Here is a 20,730-nt window from a genome sequence, read left to right on the forward strand (position 1 = left end):
CGGACGGATGAGCCCTGCCACGAAAGCGAAGCGGGCGCCCGCCCTGCCGGCCGCGGACAGTCACGATCTGATCCGGGTGCACGGGGCGCGCGAGAACAATCTCAAGGACATCAGCATCTCCATTCCGAAGCGCCGGCTCACGGTGTTCACGGGCGTCTCGGGCTCGGGGAAGAGCTCGCTGGTGTTCGCGACCATCGCCGCGGAATCGCAGCGGCTGATCAATGAGACCTACAGCGCCTTCGTGCAGGGCTTCATGCCGACGCTGTCGCGGCCCGATGTCGATGTGCTCGAAGGGCTGACCACGGCGATCATCGTCGATCAGGAGCGGATGGGGTCGGACCCGCGCTCCACGGTCGGCACCGCCACCGACGCCAATGCCATGCTGCGCATTCTGTTCAGCCGGCTGGGCAAGCCGCATATCGGCTCACCGCAGGCGTTCTCCTTCAATGTGGCCTCGATCAGCGGTGCGGGCGCGGTCAGCATCGAGCGCAATGGCCAGACGGTGAAGGAGCGGCGCAGCTTCAGCATCACCGGCGGCATGTGCCCGCGCTGTGAGGGTCGCGGGTCGGTCAACGATATCGATCTGACCCAGATCTACGACGAGAACAAATCGCTCAACGAGGGCGCGCTCACCGTGCCCGGCTACAGCATGGACGGCTGGTACGGGCGGATCTTCAGCGGCAGCGGCTTCTTCGATATGGACAAGCCGATCAAGAAGTTCACCAAGAAGCAGCTCGGCGATCTGCTCTACAAGGAGCCGACCAAGATCAAGGTCGATGGCATCAACCTCACCTACGAGGGCGTCATCACCAAGCTCCGCAAGACCACCCTGGCCAAGGACGTCGATTCGCTGCAGGCGCACGTGCGGGCGTTCGTGGAGCGCGCGGTCACCTTCCAGACCTGCCCGGACTGCGCGGGCACCCGGCTCAGCGCCGAGGCCCGGTCCTCGAAGATCAAGGGCATCAGCATCGCCGACGCCTGCGCCATGCAGATCAGCGATCTCGCCGAGTGGGTGGGCACGCTGAAGGAGCCCTCGGTGGCGCCGCTGCTGGAATCGCTGAAGCACACCCTCGACTCCTTCGTGGAGATCGGGCTCGGCTACCTCTCGCTGAACCGGCCGTCCGGGACGCTCTCGGGCGGTGAGGCGCAGCGCACCAAGATGATCCGCCACCTCGGATCCTCGCTCACCGATGTCACCTACGTCTTCGACGAGCCCACCGCCGGGCTGCACCCGCACGATATCCAGCGGATGAACAAGCTGCTGATCCAGTTGCGGGACAAGGGCAATACGGTGCTCGTGGTCGAGCACAAGCCGGAGAGCATCGTCATCGCCGACCATATCGTCGACCTCGGTCCCGGCGCGGGCGCGGCGGGCGGCGAGGTCTGCTTCGAGGGCAGCGTGGACAAGCTGCGCACCAGCGGCACCATTACCGGGCGGCACTTCGACGATCGGGCGGCGCTCAAGGACGAGGTGCGGAAGTCCAAGGGCGCGTTGAAGATTCGCGGTGCGAAGGCGAACAACCTGCGCAATGTGAATGTCGACATCCCGCTCGGGGTGCTGTGCGTGATCACCGGCGTGGCGGGCTCGGGCAAGAGCTCGCTCATCCACGGGTCCATTCCGGCCTCGGAGAATGTGGTCGCCGTCGACCAGACGCCCATTCGCGGCTCGCGGCGCAGCAATCCGGCCACCTACACCGGGCTGCTGGAACCGATCCGCAAGGCCTTCGCCAAGGCCAACGGCGTGAAACCGGCGCTGTTCAGCGCCAATTCCGAGGGCGCCTGCCCGAACTGCAACGGCGCCGGGGTCATCTACAGCGATCTCGCCATCATGGCCGGTGTCGCCACCGTCTGCGAGGTGTGCGAGGGCAAGCGTTTCCAGGCCGAGGTGCTGGACTACAAGCTCGGCGGCCGCGATATCGCCGAGGTGCTCGCCATGTCCGTGGCCGATGCCGAGGAGTTCTTCGGCTCCGGCGAGGCCCGCATCCCCGCCGCGCACGCCATTCTCGAGCGCCTGGCCGATGTCGGCCTCGGCTACCTCACCATCGGCCAGCCCCTGACCACCCTGTCCGGCGGTGAACGCCAGCGGCTCAAGCTGGCCACCCACATGGCCGACAAGGGCGGCGTCTACGTCCTGGACGAGCCCACCACCGGCCTGCACCTGGCCGATGTCGAAAACCTGCTCGCCCTCCTCGACCGCCTGGTCGAATCCGGCAAGTCGGTCATCGTCATCGAGCACCACCAGGCGGTCATGGCCCACGCCGACTGGATCATCGACCTGGGCCCCGGCGCCGGCCACGACGGCGGCAAGATCGTGTTCGAAGGCACGCCGGCGGATCTGGTCGCCGCCCGCTCCACCCTCACCGCCGAACACCTCGCCGACTACGTCGGCGCGTAACCGCCCACACCCCTTCCCATCTGTCCACACTCGACATGGGGCGCCAGAACAGTGTGCGCCCCAACCCAATCCGACCCCGTCCGCCGAAGGCGAACCCGCCACAGCCGTCACCAAGCCCGCCGGTCCGGCCACGAGTTGGTCTGGCCACGAGTTGGTCTGGCCACGAGTTGGTCTGCTCGCCAGCCGGTCCACTCACCAGCCGGTCTGCTCGCCAGCCGGTCCGCTCGCCAGCCGGTGCGGTTGCCAGCCGGTCTGCTCGCCAGCCGGTCCGGGGCACCAGCCCGTCGGGTCCCCAGCCCGTGTGCTTGTGTGTTTGTCCGCCGCAGGCGAACTGTCAATTGACTGTAGGGATGACAGTTGGTGCATCAACTGTGTGGGTTCGGGGCCGTCTCGATTTTGGACTGAGTGGAGCGTGCGTCGGAGCGGGGGAGCGAAGCGGAGGAGCTCCGGCGTGCGCGGAGGGAGGGAAAAATCGAGACCTCCAGGCCCCGAACCCCGCCGGAGCGAAGCGGAGGCAAATCAAACACAGCCACGAGCGTCCCTGATCAGACCCGCCCTCCACACCTGCAAACTAAGAGTCGCGCGCGAGCAACCGAGCCAACGGCCGCCGGTGATGCGGCCGGTAGCGGTCCGCCCACCGGGGATTGTCCTCGTTCCGGCGGTAGGCGGCCACACGCCCCACGACGCCGAAGCGTAACCGGGTGCCCTCGCCGATCACCTCGCCATCGGCCGCCACAGCCTGCGGTTCGGTCAGATCGACGATGAGCTCGCGGGTCTGGCGTTCGCCGTAGACCTTGCTGTGGCCGACCGCGGCCAGAGCCAGGGCGAGCACCGCGCGGGTGCGGGAGAAGCGCAGGTCGGCGCGCAGCCAGCGGACGTCGAGCAGGCCCTCGTCGAGGCGGGAGCGGAAGGCGGGGACGGCGCCGTGCGGGTGGTAGGGGCCATTGCCCACGAACAGGAACCACACGTCGTGCCAGCGGTCGTCCACGCGGATGCGAATCGGCGTGGCCCGGCGCAGGGTGACCACCAGGGCGGCGGCGAAGGCGGGCCATTTGCCCCAGCGCTCTTGCCATTTCTCGCGCAACCGCACCAGATCCGGGTACGAGCCGAGGCTGGCGGTATTGATCCAGTAGTGGGTGCGCGGGCCGTCGGCGGTATCGAATTCCACGCCGGCGATATCGACGGCCACGGCCTCACCGGCTCCGGTGGCGTCGACGACTTCGCGCAGGTCGTACACGCCGAGGTCGCGGGCGAAATGGTTGAGCGTGCCGGTCGGTATGACGACCAGGGGCAGCTTGTGCCGCATGGCCACCGCGGCCGCCGCGGCAATGGTGCCGTCGCCGCCGGCCGCGCCCACCGCCACGATCCGATCCGGGTGCGCGGCCAGCGCCTCCTCGAGCTGTTCGACGCAGTCCCGCCCGGGCTCGGTGCGCAGCACCAGTGCGGCGGGCAGCGCCGTGACGATATCGAGGGTCGGGTCGTAGTACGGATCGCCGGACACCGGATTCACCGCCAGCACGAGCCCATTGCCCGCCACCAGGGCGGGTGCGTCGCGCACCACCCGCGCCTCCGCCTCATCGGATTCGCGCACCGGCCACCAGCGCCGGGTGGCCAGCGCGACCCCGGAGCCGATGGCCGCGCCCACCAGCACATCCGAGGGCCAGTGCACGCCGGTGTGCACACGCGAATAGGCGACGGTCGCCGCCAGCGGCGCGACCACCAGCGCGGTGCGCGGGCTCTCCAGGGCGACGGCCGTGGCGAAGGCGGCCGCGCAGGCGCTGTGCCCGGACGGGAAGGACGAGGAGGTCGGCGCCTTGACCAGCCGCCGATGCGCCGGCAGCAGCTCGGCCGCCGGGCGCCGCCGCACGAACAGCGATTTCAGGACGAAGTTCACCACCACGGTGGTGCCGCCGACGGACACCATGCCGCGCAGCGCGGCCCGGCGCGTGGAACCCGGTTTGGTGGCCAGCAGCGCCGCGGTGACCGACCACAGCAGGCTGTGATCGGCGGCGGTGGTCAATCGCAACATGCCGGAATCGATTCCGGACCTGGGTATCCGGGCGACCACACCCGTCATCGATCGATCGATATGTCCCACCCTGCGGAATCTCCGCCGCAACCGCGCACTCACCTGTTCGACCCTACCGACGTTGACGGCCAGTGCATTTCGAACGGTCCGGCAAATCCGGACCGGCCTGTTTGCTGGACCGGTGGGCGCAATGCCCGTTACGGGAATATGCTCGAGGTAACCGGCTGGTAGTTGTATCGAGGTTGCCGTGGCGTATATCGATCCGCTCTCCACGCAACGTTCGCCGACCTCCGGATTCGCGGCGGAACTCGAGGCTGCCGGGTTCGCCGACGCCATCGAGATCGGGCGGGGCGGCTTCGGCGTCGTGTATCGCTGCTTCCAGGCCGCCCTCGACCGGATGGTGGCCATCAAGGTGCTCACCGCCGATCTGGAATCGGAGAACCTGGAACGCTTCGTGCGCGAGCAGCTGGCCATGGGCAAGCTGTCCGGGCATCCGAACATCATGACCGTCTTCGAGGTGGGATCCACCGCGACCGGGCGGCCCTACATCGTCATGCCGTATCAGGCGCACGGCTCGCTGGACGCCCGGGTCGCCGAGCAGGGCCCGCTCAGCTGGCAGGAGGCGGTGCGCATCGGGGTGAAGATCGCGGGCGCGCTGGAGACCGCGCATCGGCGCGGCATGCTGCACCGGGATGTGAAGCCGGGCAATATCCTGCTCACCGAATACGGCGAACCGCTGCTGGGCGACTTCGGCATCGCCCGGCTGGTGGGCGGTTTCGAGACGACCGCCGGAACCGTCACCGGCTCGCCCGCCTTCACCGCGCCCGAGGTCCTGCAGGGACAGACGCCCGACGCCACCGCCGATGTGTACAGCCTGGCCTCGACGCTGTTCTGCGCGAGCACCGGGCACGCGGTCTTCGAGCGGCGCAGCGGGGAACAGCTGGTGGCGCAGTTCGTGCGCATCACCAAAGCGCCGATTCCGGATCTGAGCGGGGCCGGGCTGCCCGCCGATCTGACCGCGGCCATCGAGGGCGCCATGGCCCGCGATCGCGGGAAACGGCCCGGCACGGCAGCGGAATTCGGCGAGATGCTGCGGGAGGTGCAGCAGCGGCACGGGCTGCCGCTCGATGAGATGGCCATACCGTTGCCGGCCACCGAACCGGCCGGCCACCGCACCGCGCCGACGCCGACCGGATCCAGCCGCCGGCGCGGCACCTCCTCGGCGCGCGTGACGCCGCCGGTGCCGGCCACCCGGCTGCGGCCGCCGGTGCTCATCCGGGCGCTCGTCGAGCGGGAGCGGCTGATCGACCGGCTGCGGCAGGGGAGCGGGCGCCGCCTCGTGGTCATCCACGGCCCCACCGGTTTCGGCAAGACCACCCTGGCCGCGCAGTGGGCGGCCGCGCTGAGCGCCGACGGCGTCTCGGTAGCCTGGCTGACCGTCGATCACGACGACAACAATGTGGTCTGGTTCCTGTCCCATCTCATCGAAGCCATTCGGGCCGTGCGGCCTTCGCTGGCGCGGGAGCTGGGGGAGCTGCTGGAGGAGCACGGTGACGAGGCCGAGCGCTTCGTGCTCACCTCGCTGATCAACGAGATCGACCGGCGCGGTGAGCGATTGGTGATAATGATCGACGACTGGGATCGCGTCACCGATCCGGCGACCACCCGGGCGCTGCGCTTCCTCATCGAAGGCTGCTGCCCCGGCGTGCAGACCGTGGTGACCAGCCGCCGCCAGACCGGGCTGCCCATGAGCTCCATGCGCGGGCGCGATGAACTGGTGGAAATCGGCACCGCCGCCCTGCGTTTCGATATCGACGAGACCTACGAGTTCCTGGTCGGGCTGAGCGAGCTGGACCTGGATCGCGGGGATGTGGAGGATCTCACCGAATCGACCGGCGGCTGGATCGCGGCGCTGCAACTGGCGGTGCTCTCCCTGCGCGGCAGCGACGATCCCGCGCAGCTGATCGGCCATCTGACCGGACGCCACCACGCCATCAGCGAATTCCTCGCCGAGAACGTCCTGGACACCCTCGAGCCCGGAATCCTGGACTTCATGGTGGCGACCTCGATCACCGAACGGATCTGCGGCGAGCTGGCTTCCGCGCTCACCGGCGTTCCGGACGGGCAGGCGCTGCTGGAGCACATCGAACAGCAGGATCTGTTCCTGCGCAGGCTCGATGGCGGCCAGTGGTTCCAATACCACCGCCTGTTCCAGGATTTCCTGCAACAGCGGCTGGAACACGATCTGCCCGAACGCATCGACGAGCTGCACCGCGCGGCCTCGGCGTGGTTCGCCGAACACCGGCACGTCAGCGAGGCGGTCGATCACGCGCTGCTCGCCGGGGACGAGCAGCGCGCGGTGGAGATCGTCGAGCGCGACGGCATGTCGCTGCTGGAGTACGGCCAGATGGCCACTCTCATCGGTTTGGTCAACAAGCTGCCCGCCCCGGTCATCGAAACCCATCCACGACTGCAACTCGATCTGGCCTGGGCCAATATCCTGCTGCACCGCGCCGGGCCCGCCGAACGCGCGCTGCGGCTGGCCGAGGCGACCATCGACCAGGGCGGCCTGGATCCGGAGACGGCCGCGCTGCTGCGCGCCGAGGCCGGTGTGGTGCACGCGGTCATCACCGTGCGCGCCGATGTCCTCGCCGGTGTCGAGGACATGCTGGCCCCCTGCTTCTTCCGCGCCGACGACCTGTCCCCGTACGTGGTCGCCATCGGCGCGAACGTGGCGAGTTTCGCGGCCGGCTACCGCTACGACTTCGACGAGGCGCTGCGCATCCAGGAATGGTCCGCCCCGTACATGCGCCGCAACAAAGGCTTCTACAACAATGTCCACGGCCTGTGCTTCCTCGGCGGCGCGGCCAGCTTGCAGCTCGATATCGCCGGGGCCGAGAAGTACTTCCGCAAGGCGCTCAAGGTCGCCAAGCAGTCCGGTGGCAGCCACTCCTACGGCGCCCGCCTCGCCGGTTCCCTGCTCGGCGAACTCCTCTACGAGCGCAATGAGATCGCCGAAGCCGAACGCCTGCTCGACGAGGGCTACAAACTCGGCCCCGATGCGGGCGTGGTCGACTTCAAACTCGCCCGCTATGTGGTCGGGGCCCGCGTCAAGGCCCTGCTCGGCGACCGCAGCGCCGCCATCCGCCGTCTCAATGAGGGTGCGCGCGTGGCGCATTCCATGAACCTGCCGCGCCTGCGCGCCGAAGTCGAGAACGAACGCCTCCGCCTGGGCCTGCCCCCGCACCCCGAATTCGGCCCCCTCCCGGTGGTCGACTACCACCACCGCCGCACACCGGTGGACGCCATCGACGAATTCACCGTGCTCTACGAGGAATTCACCTCCATCCGCCTGCTCCTCGCCGACGAAACCCCCGAAAACACCGCCCTGGCCTGCACCTGGGCTCGGGAGTGGGTGGACAAACTCGAATCCGTCCACCGCCCGCGGGAACTCCTCAAGGCCCGCCGCCTGCTGGTGGCCTGCCTGGCCGCGGCGGGCCGCACCGCGGAAGCGAAGACACTCCTGGCCACGGTCACCGCCCAATGCGCCGAACTGGGTTCGGTCCGCTACATCCTCGACGGCGGCCCGCATGTGGTGGCCACCCTGGCAGCCCTGCACGAGGACCAGAGCACCGGCCGCTGGCAGAGCGACTGGCCCCACGTCCCGGCCGCCTTCCTCCAAGCCCTGGTCGACGCCCACGCCGCCCAAACCATTTGAAACATCACCGACCGGGAACTGGTGGCGGCCGCTACTCGGGAAATGCCGCCACCAGTTCCCGGTGATCACTTGACCGGATCCGCCGGGGCGGGGGATCGGGGGAGGAGAGCGGTGGCGGCCAAGGCGATCAGGAGCAATCCGGCGCAGAGGTAGCTGGAGATCTCGATGCCGGTGCTCATGGCCGACCGTGCTGATTCGGCGACGATGGCGGTGGCGGAGTCGGCGGCGAGGGCGGGGATGACGGCGCCCGCGCTTTCGGTGACGGTGTGGCTCAGTTCGGCGGCGGCGGGGTGACCCGCGTCGGTGAGGCGGCCGCGGACGCCGGAGCCGAGCAGGCTGAAGAACACGGTCGTGAGCAGTGCGATGCCGAGTGCCCCGCCGAGTTCGCGTGCGGTGCTCTGGATTCCGGAGCCCTGGCCGGAGAACTCGGCGGGTACCTCGGCGAGCGCGACATTGGTGACCTGGGCGGTGGCGAAGCCGACGCCGACGCCGTAGACGAACAAGGCGATGGCAATGGCCCACCAGGCGGTGCCGGTACCGGCGATCAGTCCGAGCAGCGCCAGCCCGGCCACCTCCAGCAGCAGTCCGATGCGAACCTTGGTGAGGGCGGATGCGGTCATGGCGAAGCTGGCGCCACTGGCGCAGAAGCTACCGGCGGCGAGGGCCACCAGTGCCAGTCCGGCCTGCAATGCGCTGTAGCCCAGGGTGAACTGCAACCACAGCGGCGCCACCGCGATGATGCCGAACTCGCCGAGGCCGACGAGCAGTGTGACGGCATTGCCGGTGCGGAACGAGGGAATCCCGAACAGCCGCACGGCCATGAGTGGTTCGCCGCTCGTGCGTGTCAGCGCGGCCTGTCGCCGCCAGCACGCGTACAAGGCGAGTCCGGCCGCGAGGAATGCGATCAGGACCGGCGATGGACCGCTGCTCCACGTGAATTCAGCGATGCTCAGGGGCGCGACGGTCTCCAGCCAGCCGTACGCGCGCCCTTCGATCAATCCGAAGGCGAGCAGGCCGAGACCCACGATCGACAGGATCGCACCGATTCGGTCGACTCGGCCCGGAATGCGCTGCGGGGCAGGCAGATAGCGCAGTACGCCGAATGCGATCAGCGCCGCCAGCGGGATGTTCACGCCGAATGCCCAGCGCCAGGAGAAATCCGCCAGCCAGCCACCCAGCAGCGGGCCCACGGCCGCGGCCGCACCGATGGTGGAACCCCAGATCGCGAATGCCTGTCCGCGTGCGGCGCCGGTGAAACTCGCGTTCACCAGCGCCAATGAGGTCGGTAGCAGCATCGCCCCGCCGACGCCCTGGAGAAATCGCGCGGCGATCAGCAGTTCACCACTGGGCGCGACCGCGGCGAGCAGACTCGTCACCCAGAAGACGGCCAGTCCGATCAGGAAGATCCGGCGCGCGCCGTAAAGATCCGACAGTCGCCCGGCGACCAGGAGGAGTGCGGCGAAGACGATCGCGTAGGACTCCTGGATCCATTGCGCCTCGATCGACGTGATTCCGAGGTCGTCGATGATCGGCGCGACGATCACATTGACCACGGTCATGTCCACCACGATCAGCGCCACACCCAGCGATACCGCGATCAGCCCCAACCACACCCGCCGCGCGGGCGCCTCTGTTTCGATAGACACTGTACCTCCATGATAAAGTAACTTCATCATAAAGCTAAATAGGCGACGGGTAGGTTGTCAACGATCGGCGAATGACGGAGGAGGAACCCGGATGGCGAGGCGGTCGCCCGAAGACATTGCGGCACAACGAGAACGGCTGGCCGAGGAACTGCAGGCCTATGGCGCCGCGTTCACCGAGCTGGGCCGCCGTTTCGCCGTGACGCTGAACGTGCACTCGACCGATGCCTTCGCGCTGCTGGAGATCGCCTCGGCCGAGGCCAAGGGCGCGCCGATCTCGCCCGCGCAGTTGAGCAAGCGCATCGCGCTGACCTCCGGCGCGATGACCACGCTGCTGAACCGGCTCGAGCAGGCCGGGTACGTCAGCCGCACCCGTGAGCACAGTGATCGCCGGGTGGTCACCCTGCGTGCGAGTCCGCTGGTCAAGGAGCTGGGTGACGACTTCTTCGGCCCGCTCAATGCTCAGCAGGATGCGGTCCTCGCCGAGTATTCGCCGGAGGTGCTGCGTCGGTTCGAGGCTCTCGTGGCTCGCCTGCGCACCACGATCGAGGACTACAACCGCTGAATTCTGCATAAATATGTGAAGTTGCGGAAATGTATTTACATTCGCCGGTTCGCCGCCTACGCTCCGAGCGATGGTGAGAATCGCTGTCCTGTCCGACGTGCACGGCAATACCCCCGCCCTCGCGGCCGTTCTCGCGGAGATCGACCGGCAGCGCGTCGATCTCATCGTGAACCTGGGCGATATCGCCTCCGGCGGCGTCGACCCGCGCGGCACCTTCGATCTGCTGCGGCAGCGGCCCGAAATCATCACGGTGCGCGGCAATCACGAACGCCAGGTGCTCACCTTCGCGGCGGAGCGCATGAGCCGGTCCGACCGGCTCGCCGCCCGCGCGATCACCCCCGCCGACCGCGCCTGGCTCGAAAGCCTGCCCGCCACAGCCGAACCCGCGCCGGGTGTGTTCGCCTTCCACGGCAGCCCGGCCGATGACCTCTGCTACCTGACCGAAACCGTCGAGCCGACCGGACTACGCGAGGCGACCGACACGGAGATCGTGCGGCGACTCGGCGAAACCTATGGCCGCCACCGGGTTTACCTGTGCGGCCATACCCACCTGCAACGCAACCGCCGCCTGCCCGACGGCTCCCTCCTGGTCAATCCCGGCAGTGTCGGCTGGCCCGCCTACGACGACGAGCTGCCGTATCCGCACAAGGTCGAGGCCGGTACCCCGCCCGCCCGGTTCACCATCATCGACGACGGCGAACCGGGTTGGGTCGCAGAGGAGTTCGTCGTCGATTACGACTACGAGACCGCCGCGCGGATCGCCGAGGCGAACGACCGCCCCGACGTCGCCCGCGCCCTGCGCACCGGCCGGCTCTGAATCGGTCAGGCCGTCTTTATCGCGCCGCCGTTGACGGCGTAGTCGGATCCGTGGATGGCCGAAGCCAGCGGGGAGGCGAGGAAGGCGACCAGCGCGCCGATCTGCCGGGGCTGTGCGAATTCGCCTATGGTGGCGCCGAATTCGTGCGGCAGGGTGCGCAGCAGCTCCTCCTGCGGAATGCCGCGCGAGGCGGCGAGTTTCGCGCCGTATCCATCGGGCCCGGTCCATTGCTCGGTGAGCACCGCGCCCGGCGAGATGGTGTTGACCCGCACGCCCAGCGGCCCGAACTCCTCGGCCAGCCCCTTGCTGAAGGTGCTCACCGCGCCCTTGGTCGCGGCGTAGGTCAGCGGTGCGGTGTGCGGGATGCGCCCGCTCATGGACGAGAAGTTGATGATGCCGCCGCGGCTGCGCAGCAGGTGCGGCAGGGCGGCACGGGTGGTGCGCACCATGCTGAAGAAGTTCAGATCGAACATGCGCGTCCACTGTTCATCGGTGGCGTCCAGGAATTTCGGCGCCAGCTCGTGGTCGCCGCCGCCGCCGAGATTGTTGACGAGCACATCGATTTCGCCCAGTTCGGCGTGCGCGCGGTCGATGAAGTCGGCGGGCCCGTCGGGTGTGGTCAGGTCGGCGGCAATGGCGATCGCCCCGGTCCCGCGCAGGTCCGCGGTGATGGTGCGCGCACCCGCCGCCACCCGCACGCCCTGTGCGGTCAATTCCTCGACAATGGCCAGGCCGATGCCGCGGCTCGCGCCGGTGACGACGGCGGTGGTTCCGGTCAGTCGCAGATCCATGTTCTCCTCCGGCGGTCCGAGGGGCGGATGGCCGGCTCGGACCGGATCAGCGGGCGGCGCGTGCACCGCCCTTCTCACGTTTCAGCAGCTCTTCCAGCAACTGCTGACTGGTCGCCTGGCAGACGCCGGCGTCGGAGGCCGCCTCCTCCACTTCCTGCAGGGTCACCAATCCGGCCGCTATGAGTCCGAGCACCGGATTCGCGGCGTAGGCCCGCGCGAATTCGATGACCGTCTCCGCGACGGGCGGGTCGCTCTCATTGAGATGACGCGCGACCTTGGTGTTGTTCGTGCCCATGCGCTGGGCGATCGCCCGATCGCTGGCGCTGCCGGACACGCTGTTCTTCCACTTGGCGAAGCGCTGCTTCATAGCGGCAGTATGGCTCCCGTGCGACGGCTGCTTCGAATACGACACATAATGTAACAACTATCTGTCACGAATGCAAAACGAAGTGTCACGAATCTGAATCAGCGGAGTTGAGGTGGCGGATGATGCGCCGCAGCTGATCGACGTACAGGCGCTGGAACTCGGCGGAATCCGGGCTCAGGCCCGTCACGCGGCGCACCACCTGCGGCAGCGCCGTCGGGACCATGGCCGCGCCCATGACGACCAGGAGGAAGACGCCCGGATCGATATCGGCGGGGAACTGCCCCTCGGCCTGGCGGCGGCGCAGGTCGGAGAGGTCCTCGGGTGCGTATTCGACGGGCTCCGCGCCGCTGGATTCGGCCAGGCCCTCCCAGGCCAGCAGGCGGCTCATGCGGGAATCCTCGAAGCCGTTGCGCAGGTAGGCGGCGGCCAGTTCGTCGAGGGGGAGGTCGGGGGCGGCGAAGCCGCCTTCCATTTGCAGCCATTGCTGCTGAAGGGCCTGGTAGAGGCCGTCCTTGCCGCCGAAGTAGTAGGTGATGAGCTGTTTGTTCACGCCCGCCCGGTCGGCGATCTCCTGGACGCGCGCGCCGGCGAAACCCTTGGCGGCGAACACATCCAAGGCCGCGGCCAGCAGTCTGCCGCGGGTGCGCTCGGCGTCGCGCTGCCGTTCGTCGGCGGTGGGCACGCGGCGTGCGCGGCGGCCCGCGCCGGTGTCTTCATTCGAGGTGTCATCAGCCATAACGGGTCGTAACTGTACTCGTGGTTGACACAATCATCCAAATGGATGATTATTTACGGCATGTCGAAGCACCCTTCCGAAACCACCATTGCCATTGCCGGAGCCGGGCTGAGCGGCCTGTGCCTGGCGCAATCTCTGCTGCACGCCGGATTCGACGTCCAGGTGTACGAGCGCGACGCAGCGCCGCACGCCCGCCGTCAGGGCTACCGCATCACCACCGATGAGCACGGCATCGAGGCGCTGCGGCGCTGCCTGCCGCCGCGGCTGTTCGAGCTGTACCTCGCCACCGCGAGCGACACCCGCGCGGGCGGGCACTTCCGCTTCTTCACGCAGCACATGCGGGAGATCTTCAGCCTCGCCTTCGCGGGCGATCCCACCGGCGAGGACCTGACCAAGCCGCGGCAGTCCGACCGCCAGACGCTGCGCGCCCTGCTGCTCGACGGGCTCGAAGGCCGCGTGCACTTCGGCAAGGCCGCCGCGCGGGTCGAGACCGATTCCGACGGCGCGACACTGTATTTCACCGACGGCGCCGCCGTGCGAGCCGATCTCGTGGTCGGCGCGGATGGCGCGAATTCCCCACTGCGCGAGCAACTCCTACCGGACTGCGCACCGAAGGGCACCGGCATGACCGCGATCTACGGCTGTTCGCAGCTGGTTCAGGACGGTGAATCCCTGGTTCCGGCGGCGCTCGCCGACAGCGGCGTCCTCGCCGTGGGCGCGCCCGGATCGGCCTTCTTCTTCACGACCATGCCGTTCAAGGAGTCTCCGGTGCAGGCCTTCGCCCGGCTGGCCCCGGCGCAGCGTCCGCCCGTCGAGGACGACTACGTGATGTGGGCGATCATCTTCCCCGACCACGCGTTCCCGTCCGATCAGCGGCTCGACGGCACCGCGCTGCACGGTCTCGCCCTGGCGGCCTCCCGCGAATTCCACCCTGTACTACAGCGTTTGGTCGAGCGCGCCGATATCGAGTGCACTCTGGCCGTTCCGCTGCGCGCAGCCACCGAGCCCGCCCGCTGGCTGCCTGCGCGCGCCACCCTCATGGGCGACGCCGTCCACACCATGCCGCCCTTCGGAGCGCACGGCGGCAATACCGCGCTGCGTGACGCCGCGCTCTTGAGTGAAAAGCTGCGGGCGGCAGTGCGAACCGGCGCATCCCTCGAATCGGCCGTGGATGCCTACCAGCGGGAAATGCTCGCCTATTCCTTCAAGGAGGTCGAAGCCTCCGAGAAGATGATGACCCGCTTCACCACCCGCAACCCGGTCCTGCGCTGGGGGATGATGCGCGTCGCCCCGTGGATCCGATCGCTGCGGGGCAGGTCCCTCGATCTCGAAGCCGCCTGAAGACCGATCCCCGCCGCTATCGTGAATTCATGCCTCGCCCCAGTGTTCTCGCCGCCGAGCCACCGGCCATCCCGGGTGTGCGCCGCTCATTCGTGGCGGCGCGTGGGGTCCGATTCCATGTCACCGAGTCCGGGGATCCCACCGGCCGCCCCGTGGTGCTGCTGCACGGCTGGCCGCAGCACCACTACGCCTACCGCGACCTGCTCGCCGATCCGCCGGAGGGCCTGCGCATCATCGCGCCCGACCTGCCCGGCTACGGCTGGTCGGGCCCGGCCCCGCATCGCTGGGCGAAGGAGGACATCGCCTCGGATGTGCTTGCGCTCCTGGATGTTCTCGGACTGGAGCGAGTCCTGCTGGTGGGCCACGACTGGGGCGGGTTCATCGGCTACCTGATGACCCTGCGCGAGCCCGAGCGCTTCTCCGGTTACCTGGTCCTGAATATGGCCCACCCCTGGGTCCCGGCTGCCATCCTGGCCCGCAATGTCTGGCGCTTCCTCGTCTATCAGCCGCTGATCGCCGCCGCCGGTGTTCCGCTCCAGCAGCGCACCCGCTTCCTGGAATGGACCATCGGCGCGGCTCTTACCAACCGCGCCGCCCTCACCCCGGAACAGGTCCGCATCTTCGCCGACCGCTTCCGCGACCCGGTCTGCGCCCGCGCCGCCACCGACACCTACCGCACCTTCTGGCTGCGCGAGATCCCCGCCTCCGCCCGCACTCCCGAACGCCGCCGCGCCACCATCCCGGTCCGCGCCCTTTTCGGCGTCGACGACGCGGCCGTCCACCACTCCCTGGCCGCGCCCGAAACCGCCCGGGCCGACGACTACACCCTCGAACTCGTCTCGGACTGCGGCCATTTCGTCGTCGACGAACGCCCCGATCTGGTCCGCGCCCGCCTCCTCGACCTGGCGGACGCCACGAAGTAGGACGATCAGCAGACCAGATAGGGATCGGCCGCCGCCCACGCCTGTCGGCGCTCGGCCGGGAGACGGTCATCCGTCAGGCGTGGCTGGGCGTCGAAGGACATGCACGCCCGGTTGTCCGGGGTGAACGACGGCCACGCGGGCAGGTCGGGCACGGCGGGGTCGCCGGTGTGAGCGAATGCGGTGAAGGCGGAAACCATGGCGCCGGACAGCTTTTCGGCGACTGCCGGGTTGGTGAGTTCGGCGGTGTCGAGGTTGCCGAAGCTGTAGGGGACATCGGCTCCGTGCACCGCGCCCCGAGGGCCCGCGGCGGCGTAGTCGAAGGTGTACTGCCAGACCTTCGCGCCCGCGCGCTGTGCGTGTTCGGCGAGCCAGACCGAGGGCATGACGGCGAACCAGCCGCTGAGGATGTCGTTCAGCGGGACGTGGCCGTCGATCGGGGTGCCGGTATAGGTCCGGAGGAGGTGGTCCCAGGTCCGGTCGCCGACCGCTCGGCGGGCTTGGGTTTCGAAGCGGGTGCGATTGGCGGGGTCGATGAGAAAGAGGTCGGCTTCCTTGGCGCAGGTGCCGATGAGCAGATCCACGCTGCCGTCGACGGTGCGCAGGGGATGATCGGTCAGCACGATGCCGTCGATGACGTGTGGATAGGGTTCCAGCAGTTCGGCATTGGCGCGGGCGGCGACCGACGCGTCCAGCAACTCCGCGGTGGAGACGTCCATGAGCCGGGCCGGGTCGCTCAGGCCGAGGGTGCGCAGCACGGCGGTGGTGGTGAGGGCCGCGAATTCGGGCGTGCGGACGGGGCGGGGGCCGCCGCTGGACAGGATCGCGCGGTGGAACAACCGGCGGGCGACCTGAATGCCGAGCAGCGGGCCGATGGACATGGCTCCGGCGGATTCGCCTATGACAGTGACATTGTCCGGGTCGCCGCCGAAGCCGGAGATGTTGTTGCGCACCCAGTTCAGCGCCGCCATCTGGTCGAGCAGGCGCAGATTTCCGGAGCCCGGTTTGCCGGGCTGGTAGAGGCAGCCGAAGGCCCCGAGCCGGTAGTTGATCGTCACCAGCACGCAGTCTCGATCGACGAAATGCCTGCCGTCGAACCGCGTGTCGCCGCCGGTGCCGACCACGAACGCGCCGCCGTGAATCCACACGATCACCGGCCGCTTACCGCTGGTCGCGCGGGACCACACATTCAGGTAGAGGCAGTCCTCGCTCTGATTCGGCGTCGCGGGCGTGCCCGGCGCGAGCGGCCCCTGCGGTGCGGCGGGGCCGAATTCGGTGGCCTCGCGAATGCCGGTCCACGGTTCGGCGGGCTCGGGTGCGGCGAATCGGCGGGGGCCGGTCGGCGGTGCGGCGAAGGGGATGCCCTTCCAGATGATGACGCCCTCGGATTCGACGCCTCGCACCTTGCCCTGCTGGGTGGTCGCCACCGTGGCGGCGTCCGAGGCCGACCCGCTGCCGCACGCGGTGCCCAGCGCTACGCTCGCCGCGACCGTTCCGGCCGCGCCCAGGAAGCGCCGCCGGGTCAGCGTGTGGCCGGCGGGACGGCTGTCGATCATAGTGTCTGCCTTTCGAATTCATTCTCGGCGGCAATGGGCTCGGCCAGATCGCGGTGCCGCGTCTCGGAGATGGCCAGGACGCAGATCACCGACAGCAGCGCGAAGGCCGCGACGATCAGTGAGACGCCGATGGTGTTGTTGTCGAACGACTTCTGCATGCTCGTGAAGACCAAGGGCGCGACGCCCGCGCCGATGCCGGCGAGCTGATAACCCAGGGAGGCGCCGGTGTAGCGGGAGGAGGTCGAGAACATCTCGCTGCACAGCGCCGCCAATGGCCCGTACCAGGCCGGATGCAGAATACCCACACCGAGCACGAGTGCGATGAGCAGCATGGGCCAGCTGCCGGTGCGAATCATGGGGAACAGCGCGAAGGCGAACAGGCCCATCGACACCGCACCGGCCAGGATCACGGGGCGGCGGCCGACCCGGTCGGTCAGGCCCGCCCACAGCGGGATCAGCACCACCGAGAAGGCCGAGGCGATGGTGAGCGCGTTCAGCACCGAGGGGCGGGCGAAGCCCACGTTCACCGCGTAGGCGACGACGAACGTGGTCAGCGTGCCCTGCGCGATGAACGCGCCGAGGCCGACGCCGACCGTCAGCAGCAGATTGCGCCAATGGTCGCGCAGCACCTCCAGCAGCGGGAAGCCGCGGTCGTGCCCGGCCTCGTGCAGCTGCTCGAAGGCCGGCGTCTCGCGCACGCTGAGCCGGATGTAGAGACCGACCGCCAGCAGACCGAGGCTGAGCAGGAACGGAATTCGCCAGCCCCAGGACAGGAACTGCGCATCGGTGGTGAGACCGGCGGTCGCCGACATGACGGCGGTGGACAGCACCAGGCCCGCGGGCGCGCCGGCATTGGTGAAGCTGGCCCACAGCCCGCGCCGCGAGGTGGCGTGCTCGGCGGTCATGAGAACCGCGCCGCCCCATTCGCCGCCGACGGCGATGCCCTGGACCACGCGCAGCAGCGTCAACAGCACCGGGGCCCAGAAGCCGATGGCCGCGTAGGTGGGCAGCAGGCCGATGACGGTGCTCACGCCCGCCATCAGGGTCATGGTCAGCACCAGCATCTTCTTGCGGCCGAGCCGATCGCCGAAGTGCCCGAACACGATTCCGCCGAGCGGGCGCGCGAGATAGCCGGCCGCGAAGGTGGCGAAGCTGGCGATGGTGGCGGTCAGCCCGTCCAGATTGGAGAAGAAGACCTTGCCGAAGACGACCGCGGAGGCCGTCGAGTACAGCATGAAGTCGTAGTACTCGATGAGGCTGCCGGTGAAGCTGGAGGCGACGACCCGGCGCATCTGGCTGCGCGCGTCCGCGGTGGAAATGGATGACATGGGGAGCTCCCAGAGGCGATGCAAAAAGATCAGGGTTCCTGATAGTCAGGAACCCTGATGATTATGCTGTGTGGTCCAGCTCACGTCAAGAGGCCGAGCAGGCCCACGGCATTGTTTTTGTAGATCCCGGGCAGCACTTCGTCTTTGAGACCGAGCGTCGCAAAATCGGCGAGCCAGCGCTCGGGGGCGATGAGCGGATAATCGCTGCCGAACAACACTTTCCGGCGCAGCATGCCGCCGGCCGCCTTGACCAATTCAGCGGGGAAGTACTTGGGGGACCACCCGGACATATCAATGAAGACATTGGCCTTGTGGGTGGCCATGGAGATGGCCTCGGCCTGCCAGGGCACTGACGGATGCGCCAAAATGACTGTCAGACCGGGGAAGTCAGCGGCAATGTCATCCAGCAGCAGTGGATTGGAGTAGCGCAGTTTGATGCCGCGGCCGCCGGGCAGCCCCGCGCCTATGCCGTTCTGGCCGGTGTGGAACAGGGCGGGCACACCGAGTTCCTCCAAGGCTTCCCATAGCGGATTGAACCGCGGCTCATTGGGTGCGAAGCCCTGCAGGCTGGGGTGGAACTTGAAGCCGCGCACGCCGTATTCGGTGACCAGCCGCCGCGCTTGCGCGATGGCGGCGTCCCCGCGCAGGGGATCCACCGAGCCGAAGGGGATCAGCACATCGGCGTGCTCGGCCGCCCGCTCGGCGATATCCTCACTCGAAATGGCCGGGTGCCCGGTGGAAGTCGCGGCGTCGACGGTGAACACCACCGCCGCCATCCCCGCCGCGCGATAGCGTTCCGCGATGTCGTCGACGGTCGGCGTGCGATTGTCCGAGGATTTGAAATAGGCCGCCGACGCGTCCATCAACTCCTGATCCAGCGAGAGGCACCCGTGGTGGTCCTGTTCGATATGGACGTGCATATCGAGCGCGGTGATCGCCTCGATATCGATCTTGCATTCGTATTTCACGGGTTCTCCTCGTCCAGCGCACCGTGCAGTTCACGAATGCGGGCCTTGCTCAGTTTTCCGGAGGCGTTGTGCGCCAATTCATCCACGAACACAACGGATTTCGGGATCTTGTAGCGGGCGATGCGGGTATCCAGGAAGGTCAGCAATTCGGCCTCGGTGAGCACCGCGCCCGGGCGGAGCACGACAATGGCGCGGCCGACCTCACCCCAGGTCCGGTCGGGGATGCCGATGACCGCGCATTCGGCGACGGCCGCATGGGCGTAGATCGCCTGCTCGACCTCGGCGGGATAGACGTTCTCGCCGCCGGAGATGAACATGTCCTTGAGCCGGTCGACGATATAGAGGTGGCCGTCCGCGTCACGGCGGCCCAGATCCCCGGTGTGCAGCCAATGTCCCGCCGCGTAGGTCGCGGCGGTGGCGTCGGGCCGATTCCAGTATCCGGGACTGACATTCGGGCCCTGCACCAGGATTTCGCCGGTATCGCTCGTGTCGCCGGTCAGGCGGACATCGGTGAAGAAGCATGGCGTGCCCGCGGAACCCAGTTTCGCGCCGTCCGCGCCGGGATCGGTGTCGCGCAGCATGGTGACCCCCGGCGACGCCTCGGTGAGGCCGTAGCCCTGGATGATGTTCAGCCCGCGCGCCCGGTAGGTCTGCAGCAGTGCGACCGGAATCGGCGCGCCGCCGCTGAGCGCATTGCGCAGCGAGGACAGCTCGGCGGTGTCGAACCCGGGCGTCAGGGCCAGTGACCGATACATCGATGTGACGCCGAAAAGCATGGTGACGCCATCCGTTTCGATGAGTCGCATGGCCCGTTCCGGATCCCATTTGGCTTCGATGAGCGCGGTGCCGCCCTTGAGCAGGACCGGGAACAGCACTTGATTGAGCGCCGCGGTGTGGAACAGGGGAGCGGTGACCAGCGCGACCTCGGTACTGCGAACGTCCATGTCCACCAAGAGGTTGTAGACGTTCCAGGTGATATTGCCGTGGGTGAGCATGACCCCCTTGGGCTGCCCGGTGGTGCCGGAGGTGTACTGGATCATGAACAGGTCGTCGAGAGTGATCGCCTCGTCCAGCGCTGTGCCGGAACCGGATTCGCAAATCTCGCCGAGCGTGGTCGCGCTCAGGGTCACCTGATCGTCGACGCCCACCAGGTCCAGCCCGAGCGCCCGCACCGCATCGGAGTCGAGCACGGTGTCGAAGCCCTGATCGGCGATCAGCAGCCGTGGCGCGCAATCCGCGAGGATGAACGCGGTCTCCGGTGCGGCCAGGCGCGTGTTCAGCGGCACCACCACCGCCCCCAATTTGGCGACCGCGAACATGGTTTCGACGAATGCGACCGAATTCCAGCCCAGATACGCCACCCGGTCCCCGCGCTCCACCCCGCGCAGTCGCAGCCCGTGCGCCAGCCGCGTCGCCCGCTCGTCCAGCTCCCGGTAGGTCGTCACCACCCCGTCCTGGACCAGCGCCGCCCGCTCCGGTGTCATCCGGGCGCGCCGAGTGGTCCAGGACCCCATGCCCCGGTCGTTCATCGATGTCTCCCAACTTCGCCGTCTGCG

The 20,730-nt window shown here is 68.3% G+C and carries 15 protein-coding genes; 6 read left to right on the forward strand and 9 right to left on the reverse strand.

All coding sequences use genetic code 11. From position 1 onward, the window contains the following. Window positions 1-7: 7 nt before the first annotated feature. Window positions 8-2,395, forward strand: coding sequence for an ATP-binding cassette domain-containing protein (locus tag ACYQ5L_RS07685; RefSeq protein WP_459956636.1), 2,388 nt, complete (start codon window positions 8-10; stop codon window positions 2,393-2,395). A 571-nt stretch (window positions 2,396-2,966) separates the two neighbouring features. Here ACYQ5L_RS07685 and ACYQ5L_RS07690 read toward each other — a convergent pair. Further along, complete coding sequence (locus ACYQ5L_RS07690) at window positions 2,967-4,472, reverse strand: bifunctional phosphatase PAP2/diacylglycerol kinase family protein (protein WP_459956638.1); 1,506 nt, start codon at window positions 4,470-4,472, stop codon at window positions 2,967-2,969. 199 nt (window positions 4,473-4,671) lie between these two features. Here ACYQ5L_RS07690 and ACYQ5L_RS07695 point away from each other — a divergent pair, with 199 nt between their 5' ends. Further along, window positions 4,672-8,142: a protein kinase domain-containing protein gene (locus ACYQ5L_RS07695; RefSeq protein WP_459956640.1), complete on the forward strand. Its 3,471-nt coding sequence runs from the start codon at window positions 4,672-4,674 to the stop codon at window positions 8,140-8,142. A 65-nt stretch (window positions 8,143-8,207) separates the two neighbouring features. On the opposite strand, the gene ACYQ5L_RS07700 is transcribed toward ACYQ5L_RS07695, so the two are convergent. After that, window positions 8,208-9,788 (reverse strand): MFS transporter, encoded by a 1,581-nt coding sequence (locus tag ACYQ5L_RS07700; protein ID WP_459956642.1) that lies wholly within the window; start codon window positions 9,786-9,788, stop codon window positions 8,208-8,210. 91 nt (window positions 9,789-9,879) lie between these two features. Between ACYQ5L_RS07700 and ACYQ5L_RS07705 the strand changes: the two genes are divergently transcribed. Then, on the forward strand, window positions 9,880-10,350 hold the full coding sequence (locus ACYQ5L_RS07705) for a MarR family winged helix-turn-helix transcriptional regulator (protein WP_459956644.1): 471 nt from the start codon (window positions 9,880-9,882) through the stop codon (window positions 10,348-10,350). Between the two features lie 70 nt (window positions 10,351-10,420). After that, entirely contained in the window at window positions 10,421-11,167 is a 747-nt protein-coding gene (locus ACYQ5L_RS07710; RefSeq protein ID WP_459956646.1) for a metallophosphoesterase family protein, read from the forward strand. A 5-nt stretch (window positions 11,168-11,172) separates the two neighbouring features. On the opposite strand, the gene ACYQ5L_RS07715 is transcribed toward ACYQ5L_RS07710, so the two are convergent. The 3 genes from ACYQ5L_RS07715 to ACYQ5L_RS07725 all read right to left on the reverse strand — a co-directional run bounded on the left by ACYQ5L_RS07715 (window position 11,173) and on the right by ACYQ5L_RS07725 (window position 13,061). Then, window positions 11,173-11,958 (reverse strand): SDR family NAD(P)-dependent oxidoreductase, encoded by a 786-nt coding sequence (locus tag ACYQ5L_RS07715; protein ID WP_459956648.1) that lies wholly within the window; start codon window positions 11,956-11,958, stop codon window positions 11,173-11,175. 46 nt (window positions 11,959-12,004) lie between these two features. Then, on the reverse strand, window positions 12,005-12,325 hold the full coding sequence (locus ACYQ5L_RS07720) for a hypothetical protein (protein ID WP_459956650.1): 321 nt from the start codon (window positions 12,323-12,325) through the stop codon (window positions 12,005-12,007). Between the two features lie 85 nt (window positions 12,326-12,410). Further along, window positions 12,411-13,061 carry a TetR/AcrR family transcriptional regulator gene (locus ACYQ5L_RS07725; RefSeq protein WP_459956652.1) on the reverse strand — a complete coding sequence of 217 codons (651 nt, stop codon included), beginning with the start codon at window positions 13,059-13,061 and terminating at the stop codon, window positions 12,411-12,413. Window positions 13,062-13,121: 60 nt separating this feature from the next. Between ACYQ5L_RS07725 and ACYQ5L_RS07730 the strand changes: the two genes are divergently transcribed. Then, the gene (locus ACYQ5L_RS07730; protein ID WP_459956654.1) at window positions 13,122-14,402 is read left to right on the forward strand and encodes an FAD-dependent oxidoreductase; all 1,281 of its coding nucleotides are present in this window, start codon (window positions 13,122-13,124) and stop codon (window positions 14,400-14,402) included. A 29-nt stretch (window positions 14,403-14,431) separates the two neighbouring features. Then, on the forward strand, window positions 14,432-15,325 hold the full coding sequence (locus ACYQ5L_RS07735) for an alpha/beta fold hydrolase (RefSeq protein WP_459956656.1): 894 nt from the start codon (window positions 14,432-14,434) through the stop codon (window positions 15,323-15,325). Between the two features lie 5 nt (window positions 15,326-15,330). Here the strand turns inward: ACYQ5L_RS07735 and ACYQ5L_RS07740 are convergent, their stop codons facing one another. From ACYQ5L_RS07740 to ACYQ5L_RS07755, 4 genes are all read right to left on the reverse strand, one after another. Beyond that, on the reverse strand, window positions 15,331-16,878 hold the full coding sequence (locus ACYQ5L_RS07740) for a carboxylesterase/lipase family protein (RefSeq protein ID WP_459956658.1): 1,548 nt from the start codon (window positions 16,876-16,878) through the stop codon (window positions 15,331-15,333). Then, window positions 16,875-18,206: an MFS transporter gene (locus ACYQ5L_RS07745; protein ID WP_459956660.1), complete on the reverse strand. Its 1,332-nt coding sequence runs from the start codon at window positions 18,204-18,206 to the stop codon at window positions 16,875-16,877. The genes ACYQ5L_RS07740 and ACYQ5L_RS07745 overlap by 4 nt, the downstream gene beginning before the upstream one ends. Window positions 18,207-18,286: 80 nt before the next feature. Continuing rightward, the gene (locus ACYQ5L_RS07750) at window positions 18,287-19,126 is read right to left on the reverse strand and encodes an amidohydrolase family protein (protein ID WP_459963349.1); all 840 of its coding nucleotides are present in this window, start codon (window positions 19,124-19,126) and stop codon (window positions 18,287-18,289) included. Between the two features lie 44 nt (window positions 19,127-19,170). Further along, window positions 19,171-20,703 (reverse strand): acyl-CoA synthetase, encoded by a 1,533-nt coding sequence (locus ACYQ5L_RS07755; RefSeq protein WP_459956662.1) that lies wholly within the window; start codon window positions 20,701-20,703, stop codon window positions 19,171-19,173. Between the last annotated feature and the right edge of the window lie 27 nt (window positions 20,704-20,730).

The organism is Nocardia sp. IFM 10818 (assembly GCF_054655275.1).

Coding starts and splice junctions, on each gene's coding strand:
- ACYQ5L_RS07685 (WP_459956636.1), top strand. CDS start 8: ATGAGCCCTGCCACGAAAGCGAAGCGGGCGCCCGCCCTGCCGGCCGCG.
- ACYQ5L_RS07690 (WP_459956638.1), bottom strand. CDS start 4,472: ATGACGGGTGTGGTCGCCCGGATACCCAGGTCCGGAATCGATTCCGGC.
- ACYQ5L_RS07705 (WP_459956644.1), top strand. CDS start 9,880: ATGGCGAGGCGGTCGCCCGAAGACATTGCGGCACAACGAGAACGGCTG.
- ACYQ5L_RS07710 (WP_459956646.1), top strand. CDS start 10,421: ATGGTGAGAATCGCTGTCCTGTCCGACGTGCACGGCAATACCCCCGCC.
- ACYQ5L_RS07715 (WP_459956648.1), bottom strand. CDS start 11,958: ATGGATCTGCGACTGACCGGAACCACCGCCGTCGTCACCGGCGCGAGC.
- ACYQ5L_RS07720 (WP_459956650.1), bottom strand. CDS start 12,325: ATGAAGCAGCGCTTCGCCAAGTGGAAGAACAGCGTGTCCGGCAGCGCC.
- ACYQ5L_RS07725 (WP_459956652.1), bottom strand. CDS start 13,061: ATGGCTGATGACACCTCGAATGAAGACACCGGCGCGGGCCGCCGCGCA.
- ACYQ5L_RS07730 (WP_459956654.1), top strand. CDS start 13,122: ATGTCGAAGCACCCTTCCGAAACCACCATTGCCATTGCCGGAGCCGGG.
- ACYQ5L_RS07735 (WP_459956656.1), top strand. CDS start 14,432: ATGCCTCGCCCCAGTGTTCTCGCCGCCGAGCCACCGGCCATCCCGGGT.
- ACYQ5L_RS07740 (WP_459956658.1), bottom strand. CDS start 16,878: ATGATCGACAGCCGTCCCGCCGGCCACACGCTGACCCGGCGGCGCTTC.
- ACYQ5L_RS07745 (WP_459956660.1), bottom strand. CDS start 18,206: ATGTCATCCATTTCCACCGCGGACGCGCGCAGCCAGATGCGCCGGGTC.
- ACYQ5L_RS07750 (WP_459963349.1), bottom strand. CDS start 19,126: ATGCACGTCCATATCGAACAGGACCACCACGGGTGCCTCTCGCTGGAT.
- ACYQ5L_RS07755 (WP_459956662.1), bottom strand. CDS start 20,703: ATGAACGACCGGGGCATGGGGTCCTGGACCACTCGGCGCGCCCGGATG.